Origin of the sequence: Saccharothrix sp. NRRL B-16348, from assembly GCF_001280085.1 — a bacterium.
GTDB lineage: Bacteria > Actinomycetota > Actinomycetes > Mycobacteriales > Pseudonocardiaceae > Actinosynnema.
In genome coordinates this window covers 82,934-98,721 of record NZ_LGED01000270.1, presented here as the reverse complement: position 1 = coordinate 98,721, position 15,788 = coordinate 82,934, and the positions used below count along the sequence as shown (strand labels likewise).

Sequence of the window (15,788 nt, the reverse complement as noted above, 5' to 3'; positions counted from 1 at the left end):
CGCGCGACGCGAAGGTACGACTCACGCGGTGGTGGGGGAGGTTCGGGGTTCCGAGGTGAAGGGCGAGGCGGGCAAGCGTGGAAACGGGGGCTGAGAACGCCTCTGCCGGGTCGGAACGGGGTTGCGGGGGTAGCAAGCGCTCAGGGCCCGGTGCGCGTCCGCATCGGGCCCTGAGCGTGTGTTGCGTACCTGGCCGGTGATCACCCGGCCCGGTTTCACTTCTTCTTGGCCGGGGCCTTCTTCGCCGCGGGCTTGGCGGCTGCGGCCGTGGTGGCCTTCGCCGGCGTCGCCTTCGCCGTGGTGGCCTTCTTCGCCGCCGCGGGCTTCGCCGCGGTCGCCTTCGCCGCCGTCGTCGTCTTCGCGGCGGTGGCCTTGGTCGCGGTGCTCTTGGCAGGCGCGGCCTTGGTGGCGGTGGCGGCGGGCTTCGCAGCCGCGGCGGTCCGGCGGGTCGCCGGCGCCTTCGTGGCTGCCGCAGCCGCACGCGTGGCCGTACCGGTGCTGCGCGTCGCGCGCGCAGTGGTGGTACGGGCGGTGGTGCTGCGGGTCGCCGGAGCCTTCGTCGCGGCGGCCGGCTTGGCCGCCGCGGCGGCAGCGGGCTTGGCGGCCGTGACGCGCGGCAGCTTCTTCGTGCCGCTGATGACGTCCTTGAACGTCGAACCCGCGCGGAACGCGGGAACGTTGGTCTTCTTGACCTTCACGGTCTCACCGGTGCGCGGGTTGCGAGCGGTGCGGGCCGCACGGGCACGCTTCTCGAAGACACCGAAGCCGGTGATGTTGACCTTCTCGCCCTTGTGGACGCTGCGGACGATGACGTCGACGATGCCGTCGACAGCGGCAGCGGCGTTCTTCTTGTCGCCAAGGCGCTCGGCGAGCGCCTCGATGAGCTGGGCCTTGTTCACCTTCAGTCCCTCCCAGGACGCTCACGGCCCTAGTCGGGCCGACTGATTGCCCACGGTAAGCCCATATGCAAGGAAATACCAATCGCCACGCCAGATTTCTTGTTGTGGCGTGGGCAATTACGACCTGTCGAGGGACACCCGGGCGGCCGGCGGAGGGATCGAAGGGGCCGGATTCCCGCTGTTCGGAGGGAATCCGACCCCTTCGCCGGTCACCCCGCGGGCAGCGGATCGGTAGTCGGCAACCAAGCCTGCCTGCGCTGCTCGAACTCCGTGATGTCGTCGGCGTGCCGCAGGGTCAGGGCGATGTCGTCCAATCCCTCCAGCAGCCGCCAGCGGGTGTACTCGTCGACCGTGAACGGCGCGGTGAAGTCCTTCGCCACAACCGTGTTCGCGGTCAGGTCGACGGTCACCTCGGTGCCGGGCTCGTTCTCGAGCAGCTTCCACAGCAATTCGACATCGGACTGCTCGCACTGGGCCGCCACGAGGCCCTGCTTGCCGGCGTTGCCCCGGAAGATGTCGGCGAACCGGGACGAGATGACCACCCGGAAGCCGTAATCCATGAGCGCCCAGACGGCGTGCTCCCGGGACGACCCGGTGCCGAAATCGGGCCCGGCGACGAGCACGCTGCCGGCCCGGAACGGTTCCTGGTTGAGCACGAACTGCTCGTCGCCGCGCCAGGCGGCGAACAGGCCGTCCTCGAAGCCCGTGCGGGTCACGCGCTTGAGGTAGACGGCCGGGATGATCTGGTCGGTGTCCACGTTGGACCTGCGCAGCGGAACGCCGACCCCGGTGTGCCTGGTGAACGCATCCATGTTCTCGAAACTCCCTCAGACCAGGTCGGCGGGCGACGACAGCGTGCCGCGCACGGCGGTGGCGGCGGCCACGAGTGGCGAAACCAGGTGGGTGCGGCCACCCTTGCCCTGCCTGCCCTCGAAGTTGCGGTTGGAGGTCGACGCGCTGCGCTCGCCGGGCTTGAGCTGGTCCGGGTTCATGCCCAGGCACATCGAGCAGCCGGCCTGGCGCCACTCGGCGCCCGCCGCCAAGAACACTTCGTGCAGCCCTTCGGACTCGGCCTGCGCGCGCACCCGCATGGAGCCGGGCACGACGAGCATCCGCACGCCGTCGGCCACCTGGTGGCCGCGCAGGACGTCCGCCGCCGCGCGCAGGTCCTCGATGCGGCCGTTGGTGCACGAGCCGAGGAACACGGTGTCGACGTGGATGTCGCGCAGCGGGGTGCCCGCCTCCAGCCCCATGTAGGTCAGGGCCTTCTCGGCGGCCACGCGCTCGTTCTCGTCGACGATGGTCTCGGGGTCGGGCACGCTGGCGCTCAGCGGCAGGCCCTGGCCCGGGTTGGTGCCCCAGGTGACGAACGGCGTCAGCTCGGCGGCGTCGAGGCGGACCTCGGCGTCGAACTCGGCGTCGTCGTCGGTGCGCAGGGTCCGCCAGTACTCGACGGCCGCGTCCCAGTCCGCGCCGGACGGCGCGTGCGGACGGCCCTTGATGTAGTCGAACGTGGTCTGGTCCGGCGCGATCATGCCCGCGCGGGCGCCCGCCTCGATCGACATGTTGCACACGGTCATGCGCGCTTCCATGGACAGCGCCTCGATCGCGCTGCCCCGGTACTCCAGGACGTAGCCCTGGCCGCCGCCGGTGCCGATCTTCGCGATCACCGCGAGGATGACGTCCTTCGCCGTGACACCGGGCTGGAGCTCGCCGTCGACCGTGATGGCCATGGTCTTGAACGGCCGCAGCGGCAGGGTCTGGGTGGCCATCACGTGCTCCACCTCGGACGTGCCGATGCCGAACGCCAGCGCGCCGAACGCGCCGTGCGTCGACGTGTGGCTGTCACCGCAGACGACGGTCATGCCCGGCTGGGTCAGGCCCAGCTGCGGCCCGACGACGTGCACGATGCCCTGCTCGGCGTCGCCCATCGGGTGCAGGCGCACGCCGAACTCCGCGCAGTTCTTGCGCAGCGTCTCGACCTGCGTGCGCGAGACCGGGTCGGCGATGGGCAGCTCGATGTCGATCGTCGGGACGTTGTGGTCCTCGGTGGCGATCGTGAGGTCCGGGCGGCGGAGCCCTCGCCCCGCCAGCCGCAGGCCGTCGAACGCCTGCGGGCTGGTCACTTCGTGCAGCAGGTGGAGGTCGATGTAGAGCAGGTCCGGCTCCGCGCCACTGCCGTGGCGCACGACGTGTGCTTCCCACACCTTCTCCGCAAGCGTGCGGCTCATCGCAACTCTCCCAAGATCTGGACAGTCGATAGATCTGGACTTCCCAGACAGTGGGAAGTTAGTATCGGCTTGTGGGACAGCATAGCGGGATCGGCGTGCTCGACAAGGCAGTGGCCGTCTTGAACGCCGTCGCAAAGGATCCGTGTGGGCTCGCCGAGTTGTGCAACCGGACGGGCTTGCCGAGGGCTACCGCGCACAGGTTGGCGGTCGGGCTCGAGGTGCACCGGTTGCTGCGACGGGGTTCCGACGGCCGCTGGCGCCCGGGCGCGGCACTGGCGGAGTTGGCGGGCGGGGCCACCGACCCGCTGCTCGACGCGGCGTCCTCGGTGTTGCCGAGGTTGCGCGACATCACGGGCGAGAGCGTCCAGTTGTACCGGCGGGACGGGATGCAGCGGATCTGCGTGTCGTCCGCGGAACCACCGAGTGGTTTGCGCGACACCGTGCCGATCGGCGCGCGATTGCCGATGACGGCGGGTTCGGGCGCGAAGGTATTGGCGGCGTGGGCGGATCCGGGCACCCAACGCTCCGTTCTCGCCGACGCCGTTTACGGCGAGCGCACATTGTTGGAAGTGCGCCGCCGCGGCTGGGCGCAATCGGTGGCAGAACGCGAACCGGGCGTAGCTTCCGTTTCCGCCCCGGTCCGCGACAGCACGGGCTCGGTCGTCGCCGCGGTCTCCGTTTCGGGCCCCATCGACCGCATGGGCCGCCGCCCGGGCGCCCGCTGGGCCGCCGACCTCCTGGCCGCCGCCGAAGCCCTCCAATCCCGCCTCTAGCCCGCGACGCCGCCACAACCGGCCTACCGGCCTACCGGCCCAATCACCCGCCACCGACCGCTCTACCGGCCCGATTCGCCCCCGCCACGCTGGATCCGGCGGGGGCGCTGCCAACTCACCACGGTGCCAGCCGGCCCGGGGGTGCAGGGGGCGAAGCCCTCCTGCGCGGGGTCCGGGGGCCGCGCCCCCGGTGTAAATGCGAAAGATCCCCGTTTCGCGTCAGCGAAACAGGGATCTCCCTGATCTGTAGCCCCGATGGGATTCGAACCCACGCTACCGCCTTGAGAGGGCGGCGTCCTAGGCCGCTAGACGACGGGGCCAGGAACTTTCGGTATTCACTTTATCATCTTGCTGTCCTGCGTTGCGAGTAGCTTACCACACTCGATTTGCCACTTCGCAGCTGGGGTACCAGGACTCGAACCTAGACTAACTGAACCAGAATCAGTCGTGCTGCCAATTACACCATACCCCATTGGTTTCCCGGCCCGACTCCCTGTTGGTCTTGCTCAGGGGGCCTCTCCGTTCCGCCGGGAGGAATACTAGACCACGTACCCGGCGGAACGGAAATCGGGGTCACGCCGAGGCGGCCGAGAGCTCGCAGACCAGGAGTTCGGGCAGCTCAGCGAGGCTGCTGATGGCGGAGATGCCGGCGGGCAGCGCGCCTTCGCGGGGGCCCTGGCGGTTCAGCCACACGCCCCTCATGCCCGCGTCGCGCGCGCCGATCGCGTCGGCGTGCAGGCGGTCGCCGATGTGCACCGTGTCACCCAGGTCGACGCCCAGGTCCGCGCACGCGGTGTCGAAGATCACCCGGTCCGGTTTCGCCGCGCCGACCTCGCCGGCGATGAGGACGGTGTCGAAGTACTGCGCGAGCCCCAGCGAGGCGATTTTCACCCGCTGGTGACGCCCTGAGGCGTTGCTCACGGCCGCCATGGGCAGACCGGTGGCCCGCAGCCACTCCAGGCACGGCACGACGTCCGGGAACAGCCGCCAGCCGGACGCGAGGACTTCCTGCCGGCGCAGTTCCCGGCGGGTCGCCTCCTCCTGGTCCAACTCCTCGCCGAGGGCCGCGAAGAAGGCGCGGGTGCGGATGTTGCGCATCGTCTCGTACTCGAGCTCGCCGGCGAGGAGTCGTTCGCAGTGCTCGTCCGTGATGCGCTGCCACAGCGGCCAGGCGTCGGCGTTGCCGACCATCGCGGCCAGGGCGGCCCGGGACGACGTGCTGTAGTCGACGAGGGTGTCGTCGACGTCGAGGCACACGGCCCGGATCTCGCCGGTTCTCCGAGGGGTGAAAGTCGGGGCTGCGGTTGTCACCCCGTGAGGCTAGGTGCGGTCACCCCTCGTCCGACTCGACCAGAGAGGTGATATCTAGGGGTTCTTGCACGGTCAAGCACCCCTGAACCGCCCGAACGAACCAGTCAGATTGCCCCGAGCGCGCGGCGCAATCGCCCGATCGAGCGACTCTGACCCAGTAGTTCCATGGATTCGTACAGTGGCGGCGAGACGGTACGGCCCGTCACGGCGACCCGCACGGGGGCGTAGGCCTTGCGCGGTTTGAGGCCCAATCCGTCCACAAGCGACACCTTCAGCGCCTCCTCGACGGCGGCGGTCGTCCACTCCGGAAGCGATTCCAGGGCGCCGATGGCCGCCTCGAGCACGGGCCGCGCGTCCTGGCCGAGCGCCTTCGCCGCGGAGTCCTCCTCGGGCGTGAAGTCCTCTTCCGCGACGAACAGGAACCGCACCATCCCGGACGCCTCGGAGAGCACCACGAGCCGTTCCTGCACGAGCGGCGCGACGCCCGACAGCAGGGCGACCTGCTCCGGCGTGGGCTCGGCGGGCAGCACGCCGTCCTTGATCAGGTGGGGCAGCACGCGGCTGACGAAGTCCTCGACGGGCAGCGCGCGCAGGTGCGTGGCGTTGATCGCCTCGGCCTTCTTCAGGTCGAAGCGGGCCGGGTTGGCGCTGACCTTGTCCAGGTCGAACGCCTCGACCAGCTCGGCCACGGTGAAGATGTCGCGGTCCTCGGCGATGGACCAGCCGAGCAGCGCCAGGTAGTTCAGCAGGCCCTCAGGCAGGAAACCGCGGTCGCGGTAGAGGAACAGGTTCGACTGCGGGTCGCGCTTGGAGAGCTTCTTGTTGCCCTCGCCCATCACGTACGGCAGGTGCCCGAACTGCGGCGTGAACGTGGTGACGCCGATCCGGGTCAACGCCTGGTACAGCGCGATCTGGCGAGGGGTCGACGGGAGCAGGTCCTCGCCGCGCAGCACGTGCGTGATGCCCATCAGGGCGTCGTCGACCGGGTTCACGAAGGGGTACAGCGGATCGCCGTTGGCGCGCACCAGCACCGGGTCGGGCGTGTTGCCCGCCTTGAACGTGATCTCACCGCGCACCAGGTCGACCCACGTGATGTCCTCGTCGGGCATCTTCAGGCGCAGCACCGGCTCGCGGCCCTCGGCGCGGAACGCGGCCCGCTGCTCCTCGGTCAGGCCGCGGTCGTGGCCGTCGTAGCCCAGCTTCGGGTCCTGGCCGGCGGCCTTGCGCCGGGCCTCGATCTCCTCGGCCGTGGAGAACGACTCGTACAGCTCGCCCGCCTCGAACAAGCGCTTGGCGATGTCGTCGTAGAGGTCGCGGCGCTGGCTCTGCCGGTACGGCGCGTGCGGGCCGCCGACCTCGGGACCCTCGTCCCAGTCCAGGCCGAGCCAGCGCATGGCTTCCAGCAGCGAGAGGTACGACTCCTCGGAGTCGCGGGCCGCGTCGGTGTCCTCGATCCGGAACACCACGGCGCCACCGGTGTGGCGGGCGTACGCCCAGTTGAACAGGGCGGTGCGGATGAGCCCCACGTGGGGCGTGCCGGTCGGCGACGGGCTGAAGCGGACGCGGACCTCTGGGGATGCTGCTGATGCGCTCATGACTCGATCAGCGTATCGGGCTTGACCGGGAGGCCGCGCAGGAGCATCCTGAACTTATTCAACCGGCGTTGAAAAGAGGAGGGGTGGATCGTGGAGAGGACTGGTGTCGCGGTCGTCGGGGGCGGCCCGGCGGGCATGGTGGCCGGGTTGTTGCTGGCCAGGGCCGGTGTCGAGGTGACGGTGCTGGAGAAGCACGGCGACTTCCTGCGTGACTTCCGCGGCGACACGGTGCACGCGTCGACGCTGACGCTGCTGGACGAGCTGGGCCTCGGGCCGTCGTTCGCCGAGGTGCCGCACCAGCTCGTGGACCGGATGCAGGTGCTGCTCGACGCGGGCCCGCAGACGATGGCCGACCTGCGCAGGCTGCCCGGGGCGCACAAGCACATCGCGTTCGTGCCGCAGTGGGACTTCCTCGACCTGCTGGCCGACGCGGGCAAGCGCGAGCCGTCGTTCACCCTGCGGATGAACACCGAGTTCACCGGGCTCGTCAAGGACGGCGGCAAGGTGACGGGTGTGCGCTACCGCACGGCGGGCGGCGAGACCGGCGAGCTGGCGGCGGACCTGGTCATCGCGGCCGACGGTCGCAGTTCGCGGGTGCGCGAGCAGCTGGAGCTGCCGGTGCACGCGTTCGGCGCGCCGATGGACGTGTGGTGGTTCCGGCTGCCGCGCGAGGAGGGCGAGCTGAGCGGCGCCACCGGCAGGTTCGGTCAGAGCGACGGGCTGGTGCTGATCAACCGCGGCGAGTACTTCCAGTGCGCGTACCTGATCCGCAAGGGCACCGACGAGCTGCTGCGGTCTGAGGGGGTGGCCGCGTTCCGGCGGCGGATGGCGAAGCTCGTGCCGTGGCTGGAGGAGCGCATGGAGACCGTCGAGTCGCTGGACGACGTGAAGCTGCTCGACGTGAAGCTCGACCGGTTGCGGCGCTGGCACGCCGACGGCGCGCTGTGCATCGGTGACGCGGCGCACGCCATGTCGCCCATCGGCGGCGTCGGCATCAACCTGGCCGTGCAGGACGCGGTGGCCGCCGCGACGCTCGTGGCCGCGCCGCTGCGCCGGGGCGAGCTGGACGAGAAGGTGCTGGCCAAGGTGCGCCGCCGGAGGTGGCTGCCGACCGCGGTGACGCAGGCGATCCAGCGGCGGATCCAGGACTCGTTCCTCAAGCCGACCCTGGCGGGCACGTCGAGCGCGGCGCGGGGCGGGGTGCCGCTGCCGATCCGGCTGATGCAGCGGTTCCCGCGGCTGCAGGTCGTGCCCGCCTACCTGGTGGCGATCGGGCTGCGGCCCGAGCACGCGCCGGAGTTCGCGCGGCGCGCGCCCGAGCGCATCGAGCGGAGCTGACGGCTCAGCGGTTGGTGACGGTGTTCGTCAGCGTGCCGAGACCTTCGACGGTCACCGAAACGGTCTGCCCGGCGGTCAGCGGGCCGACGCCGGCGGGGGTGCCGGTGAGGATCACGTCCAGCGGCCGCAGGGTCATCACCGACGAGATGTACTCGATCAGCGCCGGGATGTCGTGCAGCAGCAGCGAGGTGCGGGAGTCCTGCTTGACCACGCCGTCCACCTCGGTGCGGAGGGCCACGTCGGACGGGTCGAACTCGGTCTCGACCCACGGCCCCAGCGGGCAGAACGTGTCGAAGCCCTTGGCCCGCGTCCACTGGCCGTCGGTCTTCTGCAGGTCGCGCGCGGTGACGTCGTTGGCGATCGTGTAGCCGAGGATCGACTGGCGGGCGCGTGAGGCGGAGATGTCCCGGCCGCCGACGCCGACGACCACCGCCAGCTCGCCCTCGAAGTCGACCCGTTCGGACACGGCGGGCAGCTTGATGTCCGCGTTCGGGCCGATCACCGCGGTGTTGGGCTTGAGGAACATCAACGGCTCCGCCGGCACCTCGTTGCCCAGCTCGGCGGCGTGCTCGGCGTAGTTCCGGCCGATGGCCACGATCTTGGGCGGCAGGAACGGCGCCAGCAGGCGGACGTCGGCCAGCGGCCAGCGTCGACCGGTGAACGTCGGGTTGGCGAAGGGGTCGTCGGCGATCTCGACGGCGGTGAGGTCGTCGCCGTCGCCTTCGATCGCGGCGAAGGCCAGGCCGTCGGGTTGGGCGATACGGGCAATGCGCACGGAGATCACCCTAACCGGCGGCTGGAAACCCCACCGCGCGTGCCTAGCGTCGGGGGGATGCGAACCCTGCTGCTCGTACTGACCCTGCTCGCCGCCGTGGCCACCCCCGCCACGGCCGCCCCCGCCGCGCTGCCGACCCCGTTGGAAGCCGGCACGCCCCTCTACCCGGCGAACGGCCTGCGCTGCGCCAACGGCTTCAACGCCCGCGGCTTCCTGATCGTGTCGCCGTCGTGCGGAATCGTCGGCACCGTCGTCCGCGGTCCCGGCCTGGTGGACATAGGCCCGATCGTGGCGGTCCGGCAGACCTACGCGATCGTCCGGATCACCAACACCGCCGCCTGGGTCCAGCGGCCCACCATCGCCGGGTACGCCGGCACGACGATCCGCGGCTCGGCGGAGACGCCCGTCGGCGGCCAGGTGTGCGCGGCGGGCCGCACCACCGGGCTGCGGTGCGGCGCCGTGCAGGCCAAGAACGTGACCGTGAACTACCCCGGCGGAACCGTCTACGGCCTGACGCGGACGAGCGTGTGCACCGAGCCCGGCGACCAGTGGGCCCCGCTCTTCACCGGCGCCCAGGCGCAGGGGCACTCGCTCGGCGGCAGCGGCAACTGCTCCACCGGCGGCGCGTCCTACTTCGAGCCGCTCAACCGCGTCCTCGCCGCCGAGCGGCTCACGCTCGTGACGGGCTGACCCGCAGCGCCTTGTGCACGAGCGCGTCGCACAGGGCGAGCCAACTGGCCTCGACGATGTTGCCGTGCACGCCGACGGTGGTCCACTCGCGCTCGCCGTCGGTGGACTCCACCAGCACGCGGGTGACGGCGTCGGTGCCGTGCTGATCGGTCAGGATGCGCACCTTGTAGTCGTTCAGCTCCACCGCGTCCAACCACGACAGGTGGGGCAGGAGCGCCTTGCGCAGCGCGGCGTCCAGCGCGTGCACCGGGCCGTTGCCCTCGGCGGTGGCGATGACGCGTTCGCCCGCCACGTGCACCTTGACCGTGGCCTCGGACACGATCGCGCCGTCCTGGTGGTGGTCGAGCACGACGCGGTACGACTCGAGCACGAACGGTGGCGCGTCCAGATCGGACATCTCCGCCTTGAGGAGCAGCTCCAGGGACGCGTCGGCGGCCTCGAACGACCAGCCGCCCGCCTCCAGCTCCTTGACCTTGCGCACCACGTTGGTGAGCGCGTCCGGCCGGCGGGTCAGGTCGATCCCGAACTCACGTCCCTTGAGCTCGAGACTGGCCCGACCCGCCATCTCGGTGACCAGCACCCGCATGTCGTTGCCGACGGTGTCCGGATCGATGTGGTTGTACAGCTCCGGATCAACCTTGATCGCGCTCGCGTGCAGCCCCGCCTTGTGGGCGAAGGCCGACGACCCGACGTAGGCCTGGTGGGTGTCGGGTGCGATGTTCGCGATCTCGGCCAGCGCATGGGAGACCCGGGTGAGCTCGGCCAGCGACTCGTGCGGTAGCACCTGCAGGCCGAGCTTGGTCACGAGGTTCCCGACGACGGCGAACAGGTCCGCGTTGCCCGCCCGCTCGCCGTAGCCGTTCGCGGTGCACTGGACGTGGGTCGCCCCCGCCTGCACCGCGGCGATGGTGTTGGCCACCGCGCAGGACGTGTCGTCCTGGCAGTGGATGCCGACCCGGAAGCCCGTGCGGGCGACCACGTCGGCGACGGTCTCGGCCAGCCCGAGGGGCAACTGGCCGCCGTTGGTGTCGCACAGCACGACGACGTCCGCGCCACCCTCCACTGCGGACTCCAGCACGCGCAGCGCGGTGTCGGGGTCGTAGGCGAAGCCGTCGAAGAAGTGCTCGGCGTCGAGGAAGACCCGGCGGCCCTCGTTCACCAGGAAGGAGACGGTGTCGCGGACCATCGCGCAGTTCTCCGCCACGTCGGTGCGCAGGGCCCGTTCGATGTGCCTGCGGTCGGACTTGGCGACCAGCGTCACCACCGGCGTCCGCGCCTCCAGCAGAGCCCTGACCTGCGCGTCCTCCTCGACCTTGACGCCCGCCTTGCGGGTCGAGCCGAACGCGACGAGCTGCGCGTGCTTGAGCGTGAGCTCCCCCGCCGCCGCCCTGGCGAAGAACTCCGTGTCCTTCGGCATGGCGCCCGGCCAGCCACCCTCGATGAAGCCGACGCCGAGCGAGTCGAGCAGGCGGGCCACGGCCAGCTTGTCGTTGACCGAGTAGGAGATGCCCTCGCGCTGGGCACCGTCCCGCAAGGTCGTGTCGAAGACGTGGAAGGAATCGCCGAGGGGGGTCACGAGAGGGCTCCTGTGAGAGGTGGGGGCAAACAAAAAGACCCCCCGCAGGATGCGAGAGGTCGGCGCGCCGGGTGCTTCGAGGAGCACTACCCGACGCGCTGGGCAATAATGATCACGCTGTGGAGAGCCACGTTCCCGATGGTGCCACACCCCGTCCGCCCAGACCATGCCACGGACGGGTTGTCCCACACTGTGAGTTCAGCTAGCGGCCAGGAACCTGGCGAACGCCTCGATCGCGGCCGGGTTGCGCGGGCTCTCCACCAGTGCCGCGTAGGGCAGCACGAAGAAGCGCTTGGCCTTGATGGCGGGCACGTCGGCGAGCGGCGCGTAGGACTCCAGGAACGCCCGCTTCTCGTCCGGTGTGGTCGCCTCGCCGTCCGCGTAGTCGTTGATCAGCACGACGTCCGGCGCGCGGTCCACGACGGCCTCCCAGCCGACGGTGGTCCAGCTGTCGTCGAGGTCGCCGAAGATGTTGTCGCCGCCCGCCTTGCCGATGATGTCGTGCGGCGCGGCGTTGCGGCCCGAGGTGAACGGCTGGTCGAGGCCGCTGTCGTAGAGGAACACCTTCGGCCGGTTCCCCTTGACCAACTGCTCGGCGTCCGCGACCTGCTTGCGGTAGCCCGCGATCAGCTCCTCGGCCTTCTCCTCCACGCCGAACACGCGACCGAGGTTGCGCAGGTCGGTGTAGAGGGCGTCCAACGGCGGCATGATGCCGCGCTGCTTGCCCACGCCGTTCCGGCACGCCTCGGTGAGCTGGTAGGTGGCGATGCCGAGGTCGGCGAGGGCGTCCGGGGTGAAGCCGGTCGCCTCGGAGAAGCCGTAGTTCCAGCCCGCGAACACGAAGTCCGCCTTGGCGCCCTGGACGAGTTCCTTGGTGATCTGCTCGCCGAGGTTCGGCACGCGGTCGAAGTCCGCTTTCCACGGTGACGAGGCGACGTCCCGGGCCTGGCCACCGCCGATCACGTACCCGGCCATCCGGTCGCCGAGGCCGAGCGCGAACATCAGCTCGGCGATGCCGGTGTCGTTGGTGACCACTCGGGACGGTGTCGCGTACGTGACCTCCTGACCGCAGTTGGTGACCGTGACCTCGGCGGAGGCGGCGGACGGTGCGATTTGGGCGCCGCAGCCGGTCGTGAGGACGAGGGCGAGGGCGACGAGCTTCTTCACGACTTGGGCTCCGTGTGTTCGAACAGCAGTTGGGGAACACCGCTGGTGGGGTGGCGGACGACATGCGCGCGGACGTGGAAGACGTCGTGCAGCACCTCGGGGGTGAGCACTTCGTCCGGCGTGCCGCTGCGCACCACCCGGCCGCGGTCCAGCACGTGCAGCCGGTCGCAGTAGGCGGCGGCGAGGTTGAGGTCGTGCAGGACCGCGAGGACCGTCACGTCCAGGCTCCGGACCAGCGCGAGGACCGCGAGCTGGTGGCTGATGTCGAGGTGGTTGGTCGGCTCGTCCAGGACGAGCACCTTCGGCCGCTGGGCGAGGGCGCGGGCGATGAGGACGCGCTGGCGCTCGCCGCCGGACAGGCTGAGGAAACCGCGGTGGGCGAGGTGTGAGGCGTCCACCCGGGACAGTGCGTCGGCCACGACCTCGTCGTCGTGCCGGGGGGTGCTCCGGTGCGGGAGGCGTCCCATCGCGACGACTTCGGTGACGGTGAAGTCGAACTCGACGTGGCTGTCCTGGGTGAGCGCGGCGAGGTGCTCGGCGGTGTCGCGGACCTTCGTGCCGGCGACGTCCCGGCCGCCGAGGCGGACCACTCCCCCGGACGGCGCGAGCGCCCGGTACACGCAGCGCAGCGTGGTGGACTTGCCGCTGCCGTTGGGGCCGACGATGCCGTGCACCTCGTGCTCCGCGGCGTGCAGGTCGACGCCGTGGAGGATGTCGGTCACGGTGAGGTCTTCCAGCCGGACGTCCATCAGCGACCGCCGAACACGTAGCCGCGGCGGCGCATCAGCAGGACGAAGCACGGCACGCCCAGCGCGGCCGTGATGACGCCCAGCGGCAGCTCCTCGGGTGCGGCGAGCAGGCGTGCGGCGACGTCGACCCAGATGAGGAAGCACGCGCCCGCGAGCGGCGCCACGGCGAGCACCTTGCGGTGGTCCGCGCCGACCGTGAGGCGGACCAGGTGCGGCAGCATGAGGCCGACGAACCCGACCGCGCCGCTGACCGCGACCAGCACGCCGGTCATGGCGGCCGTGACGCCGAACAGCGCCTTGCGGGTGCGGGAGACGTCGATGCCGAGGGTGGTGGCGGTCTCGTCGCCCATGGAGAGGGCGTTGAGGTGCTTGGCGCGGGTCCGGAGGTAGACGATGCCCGCCAGCACGACCACGGCGGCGATGGGCAGTGACGCCCACGTGACGCCGCCGAGGCTGCCCAGCAGCCAGAACATCGCGGCCCGTGCCGCCTCGCCGCGTGGCGACTGGAACACCAGCAGCATGGCCACGGCGGAGAAGCCGTAGGCCAGGGCGGTGCCGGTGAGTACCAGGCGCAGCGGCGTGAGGTCGCGGCCCGCGACCACGTAGACCAGGGCCATCGCGGCGAGCGCGGCGAGGAACGCGGCCGTGGACAGGGCGTAGATGCCGAGCGAGGCGAACAGGCCCGTGGTGACGACGGCGGTGGCGCCGACGCTCGCGCCGGAGGAGATGCCCAGCACGTACGGGTCGGCCAGGGCGTTGCGGACCATGGCCTGGATGGCGACACCGACCGTGGACAGGCCCGCGCCGACGACGGCGGCCAGCAGGACGCGGGGCAGGCGGATGTCCCACACGATCCGGTAGGGGCCCGCTTCGGCGGCGTCGATCGTGCCGCCGGTGAGCGCGGCGGCGAGGAAGCGGAGGACGTCGCCGAACGGGATGCGCACCGGTCCGAGCGCGACGCCGGCGACCACCGAGGCGGCGAGGACGACGGTGAGGGCCACGCACAGACCCGCCGTGGGCGGCCGACGCGGCCCCGGCGGCGGTGTTTGGCTCGGCACCGGTGCCTGACTCGGTGTCGGAGCGGGTGTCGGCGGCGGGGTGCGGTCGGTCGTGCCCCGGCTGCTGGGTGAGGTCACCGGTCGCCTTTCGGACAGGTGGCCCAGACCGGCCACCCGCCCGCTCGCGGCAGGCCGGCGCACCCGTCCCGCAGACCACGGCAGGAGTTGGAGCTTCTTCCCACCGCCCACGGGTGATCGGGCTCGCCGAGCGTCGTGCAGCGTGACGTTCGGCCTACCGTTGCGGGTCAGCGCCGGAATTCGACCGGACTTCCCCCACGGGCGGCAGGGGCGACCCTACGGCCCGTGACGCGGTCAGGGCCACCACGACATCGCCGTGGTGGCCCTGATCACTTGTTCTCCAACGCGAGAGTCCTACGTTCGCGCCCCGAGAGTCCTACGTTCAGCCGACCTGAATTCAACACTCGGAGCAGGTCGCCCCGGTCCTGAGCGTTGAACTCAGGTGTTCTGAACGTAGGACTCTCGCGTTCCGAACGTAGGACTCTCGCGTTCCGAACGTAGGACTCTCGCGTTCTGAACGTAGGACTCTCGCGGGTTGGAGGTAGGACTCTCGAGGTCAGGCCGTCCTCACGTTCGAGGAGACCAGGGCGGCCAGGCGGTCGCCCACCGCGTAGGTGGCGCCCGGCGACGAGTGGTCACGAGTCGCCAGATCAAAGGCCACCGACGCCTCGATCCGCCGCGCGGCCTCCGACTCGCCCAGGTGGTCGAGCATCAGCGCCACCGACAGCACCGCGGCCGTCGGGTCGGCGATGCCCTGCCCGGCGATGTCCGGCGCGCTGCCGTGCACCGGCTCGAACATGCTCGGGTTGCGCCTGGTCACGTCGAGGTTGCCCGACGCCGCCAGCCCGATGCCGCCGGTCACGGCCGCCGCCAGGTCGGTCAGGATGTCGCCGAACAGGTTGTCCGTCACGATCACGTCGTACCGGCCCGGGTCGGTGACCAGGTGGATCGTCGCCGCGTCCACGTGCTGGTAAGCCACCGTCACGTCGGGGTGCTGCAACGACACCTCCTCCACCACGCGCGACCACAACGACCCGGCGTGCGTGAGCACGTTGGTCTTGTGCACGAGCGTGAGGTGCTTGCGCGGCCGGTTCGCGGCACGGCCGAACGCGTCGCGCACCACCCGCTCCACGCCGAACGACGTGTTGATCGACACCTCGGTCGCGATCTCGTGCGGCGTGTCCTTGCGCAGGAGGCCGCCGTTGCCGGCGTACAGCCCCTCCGTGCCCTCGCGCACCACCACCATGTCGATCTCGGGCGGGTCGGCGATCGGGCTGCGCACACCGGGGTAGAGCCGGGCCGGGCGCAGGTTCACGTGGTGGTCGAGCTCGAACCGGAGCCGCAGCAACAGGCCGCGTTCCAGGATTCCGCTCGGCACCGACGGGTCGCCCACGGCGCCGAGCAGGATCGCGTCGTGCTGGCGGAGTTCCCCGAGCACGGACTCCGGCAGCAACTCACCTGTGGCGTGCCAGCGCGCCGCGCCGAGGTCGTAGCGGGTGATCTCAGCCGCTGGAACGACCTCACCGAGCACCTTCAGGGCCTCGGCGACGACCTCGGGCCCGATCCCGTCTCCTGGGATCACTGCGAGCCGCATCCACACACCTCCCA

General features: G+C 70.7%; 14 protein-coding genes, 2 tRNA genes and 1 riboswitch. Of the genes, 3 read left to right on the top strand and 13 right to left on the bottom strand.

Annotation, left to right across the window (positions count from 1 at the left end):
- Nucleotides 1-215 precede the first annotated feature (215 nt).
- The 3 genes from ADK67_RS46785 to leuC all read right to left on the bottom strand — a co-directional run bounded on the left by ADK67_RS46785 (nucleotide 216) and on the right by leuC (nucleotide 3,130).
- On the bottom strand, nucleotides 216-899 hold the full coding sequence (locus tag ADK67_RS46785; RefSeq protein WP_053723087.1) for an HU family DNA-binding protein: 684 nt from the start codon (nucleotides 897-899) through the stop codon (nucleotides 216-218).
- Nucleotides 900-1,108: 209 nt separating this feature from the next.
- Complete coding sequence (leuD, locus tag ADK67_RS46780; RefSeq protein WP_053723086.1) at nucleotides 1,109-1,711, bottom strand: 3-isopropylmalate dehydratase small subunit; 603 nt, start codon at nucleotides 1,709-1,711, stop codon at nucleotides 1,109-1,111.
- A gap of 15 nt (nucleotides 1,712-1,726) precedes the next feature.
- A complete protein-coding gene (gene leuC / locus ADK67_RS46775; protein WP_053723085.1) occupies nucleotides 1,727-3,130 on the bottom strand; it encodes a 3-isopropylmalate dehydratase large subunit in 1,404 nt (467 codons plus the stop codon).
- A 71-nt stretch (nucleotides 3,131-3,201) separates the two neighbouring features.
- On the opposite strand from leuC, the gene ADK67_RS46770 reads away from it, so the two are divergent.
- Nucleotides 3,202-3,903, top strand: a complete 702-nt coding sequence (locus ADK67_RS46770) for an IclR family transcriptional regulator (RefSeq protein ID WP_053723084.1) — start codon at nucleotides 3,202-3,204, stop codon at nucleotides 3,901-3,903.
- A gap of 247 nt (nucleotides 3,904-4,150) precedes the next feature.
- Here the strand turns inward: ADK67_RS46770 and ADK67_RS46765 are convergent.
- The 4 genes from ADK67_RS46765 to gltX all read right to left on the bottom strand — a co-directional run bounded on the left by ADK67_RS46765 (nucleotide 4,151) and on the right by gltX (nucleotide 6,809).
- Nucleotides 4,151-4,223: transfer RNA gene (locus ADK67_RS46765), tRNA-Glu, on the bottom strand.
- Between the two features lie 80 nt (nucleotides 4,224-4,303).
- A tRNA-Gln gene (locus ADK67_RS46760) sits at nucleotides 4,304-4,375 on the bottom strand.
- A gap of 101 nt (nucleotides 4,376-4,476) precedes the next feature.
- Nucleotides 4,477-5,214, bottom strand: a complete 738-nt coding sequence (locus ADK67_RS46755) for an HAD family hydrolase (protein WP_231648704.1) — start codon at nucleotides 5,212-5,214, stop codon at nucleotides 4,477-4,479.
- Nucleotides 5,215-5,318: 104 nt separating this feature from the next.
- On the bottom strand, nucleotides 5,319-6,809 hold the full coding sequence (gene gltX, locus ADK67_RS46750; protein WP_053723082.1) for a glutamate--tRNA ligase: 1,491 nt from the start codon (nucleotides 6,807-6,809) through the stop codon (nucleotides 5,319-5,321).
- An 87-nt stretch (nucleotides 6,810-6,896) separates the two neighbouring features.
- Here gltX and ADK67_RS46745 point away from each other — a divergent pair, with 87 nt between their 5' ends.
- Entirely contained in the window at nucleotides 6,897-8,147 is a 1,251-nt protein-coding gene (locus ADK67_RS46745; protein ID WP_082404874.1) for an FAD-dependent oxidoreductase, read from the top strand.
- A 4-nt stretch (nucleotides 8,148-8,151) separates the two neighbouring features.
- On the opposite strand, the gene ADK67_RS46740 is transcribed toward ADK67_RS46745, so the two are convergent.
- Complete coding sequence (locus ADK67_RS46740) at nucleotides 8,152-8,922, bottom strand: fumarylacetoacetate hydrolase family protein (protein ID WP_053723116.1); 771 nt, start codon at nucleotides 8,920-8,922, stop codon at nucleotides 8,152-8,154.
- Between the two features lie 57 nt (nucleotides 8,923-8,979).
- On the opposite strand from ADK67_RS46740, the gene ADK67_RS46735 reads away from it, so the two are divergent.
- Complete coding sequence (locus ADK67_RS46735) at nucleotides 8,980-9,612, top strand: S1 family peptidase (protein WP_053723080.1); 633 nt, start codon at nucleotides 8,980-8,982, stop codon at nucleotides 9,610-9,612.
- On the opposite strand, the gene cimA is transcribed toward ADK67_RS46735, so the two are convergent.
- The 5 genes from cimA to ADK67_RS46710 form a co-directional block, all read right to left on the bottom strand.
- On the bottom strand, nucleotides 9,593-11,188 hold the full coding sequence (gene cimA, locus ADK67_RS46730; RefSeq protein WP_157621633.1) for a citramalate synthase: 1,596 nt from the start codon (nucleotides 11,186-11,188) through the stop codon (nucleotides 9,593-9,595). The two genes, ADK67_RS46735 and cimA, sit on opposite strands and share 20 nt — an antisense overlap.
- Nucleotides 11,189-11,386: 198 nt before the next feature.
- Complete coding sequence (locus ADK67_RS46725) at nucleotides 11,387-12,355, bottom strand: ABC transporter substrate-binding protein (protein WP_053723078.1); 969 nt, start codon at nucleotides 12,353-12,355, stop codon at nucleotides 11,387-11,389.
- A complete protein-coding gene (locus ADK67_RS46720) occupies nucleotides 12,352-13,104 on the bottom strand; it encodes a heme ABC transporter ATP-binding protein (protein ID WP_063797948.1) in 753 nt (250 codons plus the stop codon). The genes ADK67_RS46725 and ADK67_RS46720 overlap by 4 nt, the downstream gene beginning before the upstream one ends.
- Entirely contained in the window at nucleotides 13,104-14,162 is a 1,059-nt protein-coding gene (locus tag ADK67_RS46715; protein WP_082404873.1) for a FecCD family ABC transporter permease, read from the bottom strand. The genes ADK67_RS46720 and ADK67_RS46715 overlap by 1 nt, the downstream gene beginning before the upstream one ends.
- 169 nt (nucleotides 14,163-14,331) lie before the next feature.
- Nucleotides 14,332-14,458, bottom strand: a riboswitch (cobalamin riboswitch).
- A gap of 278 nt (nucleotides 14,459-14,736) precedes the next feature.
- The gene (locus ADK67_RS46710; RefSeq protein ID WP_053723076.1) at nucleotides 14,737-15,774 is read right to left on the bottom strand and encodes a 3-isopropylmalate dehydrogenase; all 1,038 of its coding nucleotides are present in this window, start codon (nucleotides 15,772-15,774) and stop codon (nucleotides 14,737-14,739) included.
- Between the last annotated feature and the right edge of the window lie 14 nt (nucleotides 15,775-15,788).

What these genes read in the sequence shown, in the direction of transcription:
- gltX (WP_053723082.1), bottom strand. Translation starts at nt 6,809, where the DNA reads ATGAGCGCATCAGCAGCATCCCCAGAGGTCCGCGTCCGCTTCAGCCCG.
- ADK67_RS46710 (WP_053723076.1), bottom strand. Translation starts at nt 15,774, where the DNA reads ATGCGGCTCGCAGTGATCCCAGGAGACGGGATCGGGCCCGAGGTCGTC.
- ADK67_RS46720 (WP_063797948.1), bottom strand. Translation starts at nt 13,104, where the DNA reads ATGGACGTCCGGCTGGAAGACCTCACCGTGACCGACATCCTCCACGGC.
- leuC (WP_053723085.1), bottom strand. Translation starts at nt 3,130, where the DNA reads ATGAGCCGCACGCTTGCGGAGAAGGTGTGGGAAGCACACGTCGTGCGC.
- leuD (WP_053723086.1), bottom strand. Translation starts at nt 1,711, where the DNA reads ATGGATGCGTTCACCAGGCACACCGGGGTCGGCGTTCCGCTGCGCAGG.
- ADK67_RS46735 (WP_053723080.1), top strand. Translation starts at nt 8,980, where the DNA reads ATGCGAACCCTGCTGCTCGTACTGACCCTGCTCGCCGCCGTGGCCACC.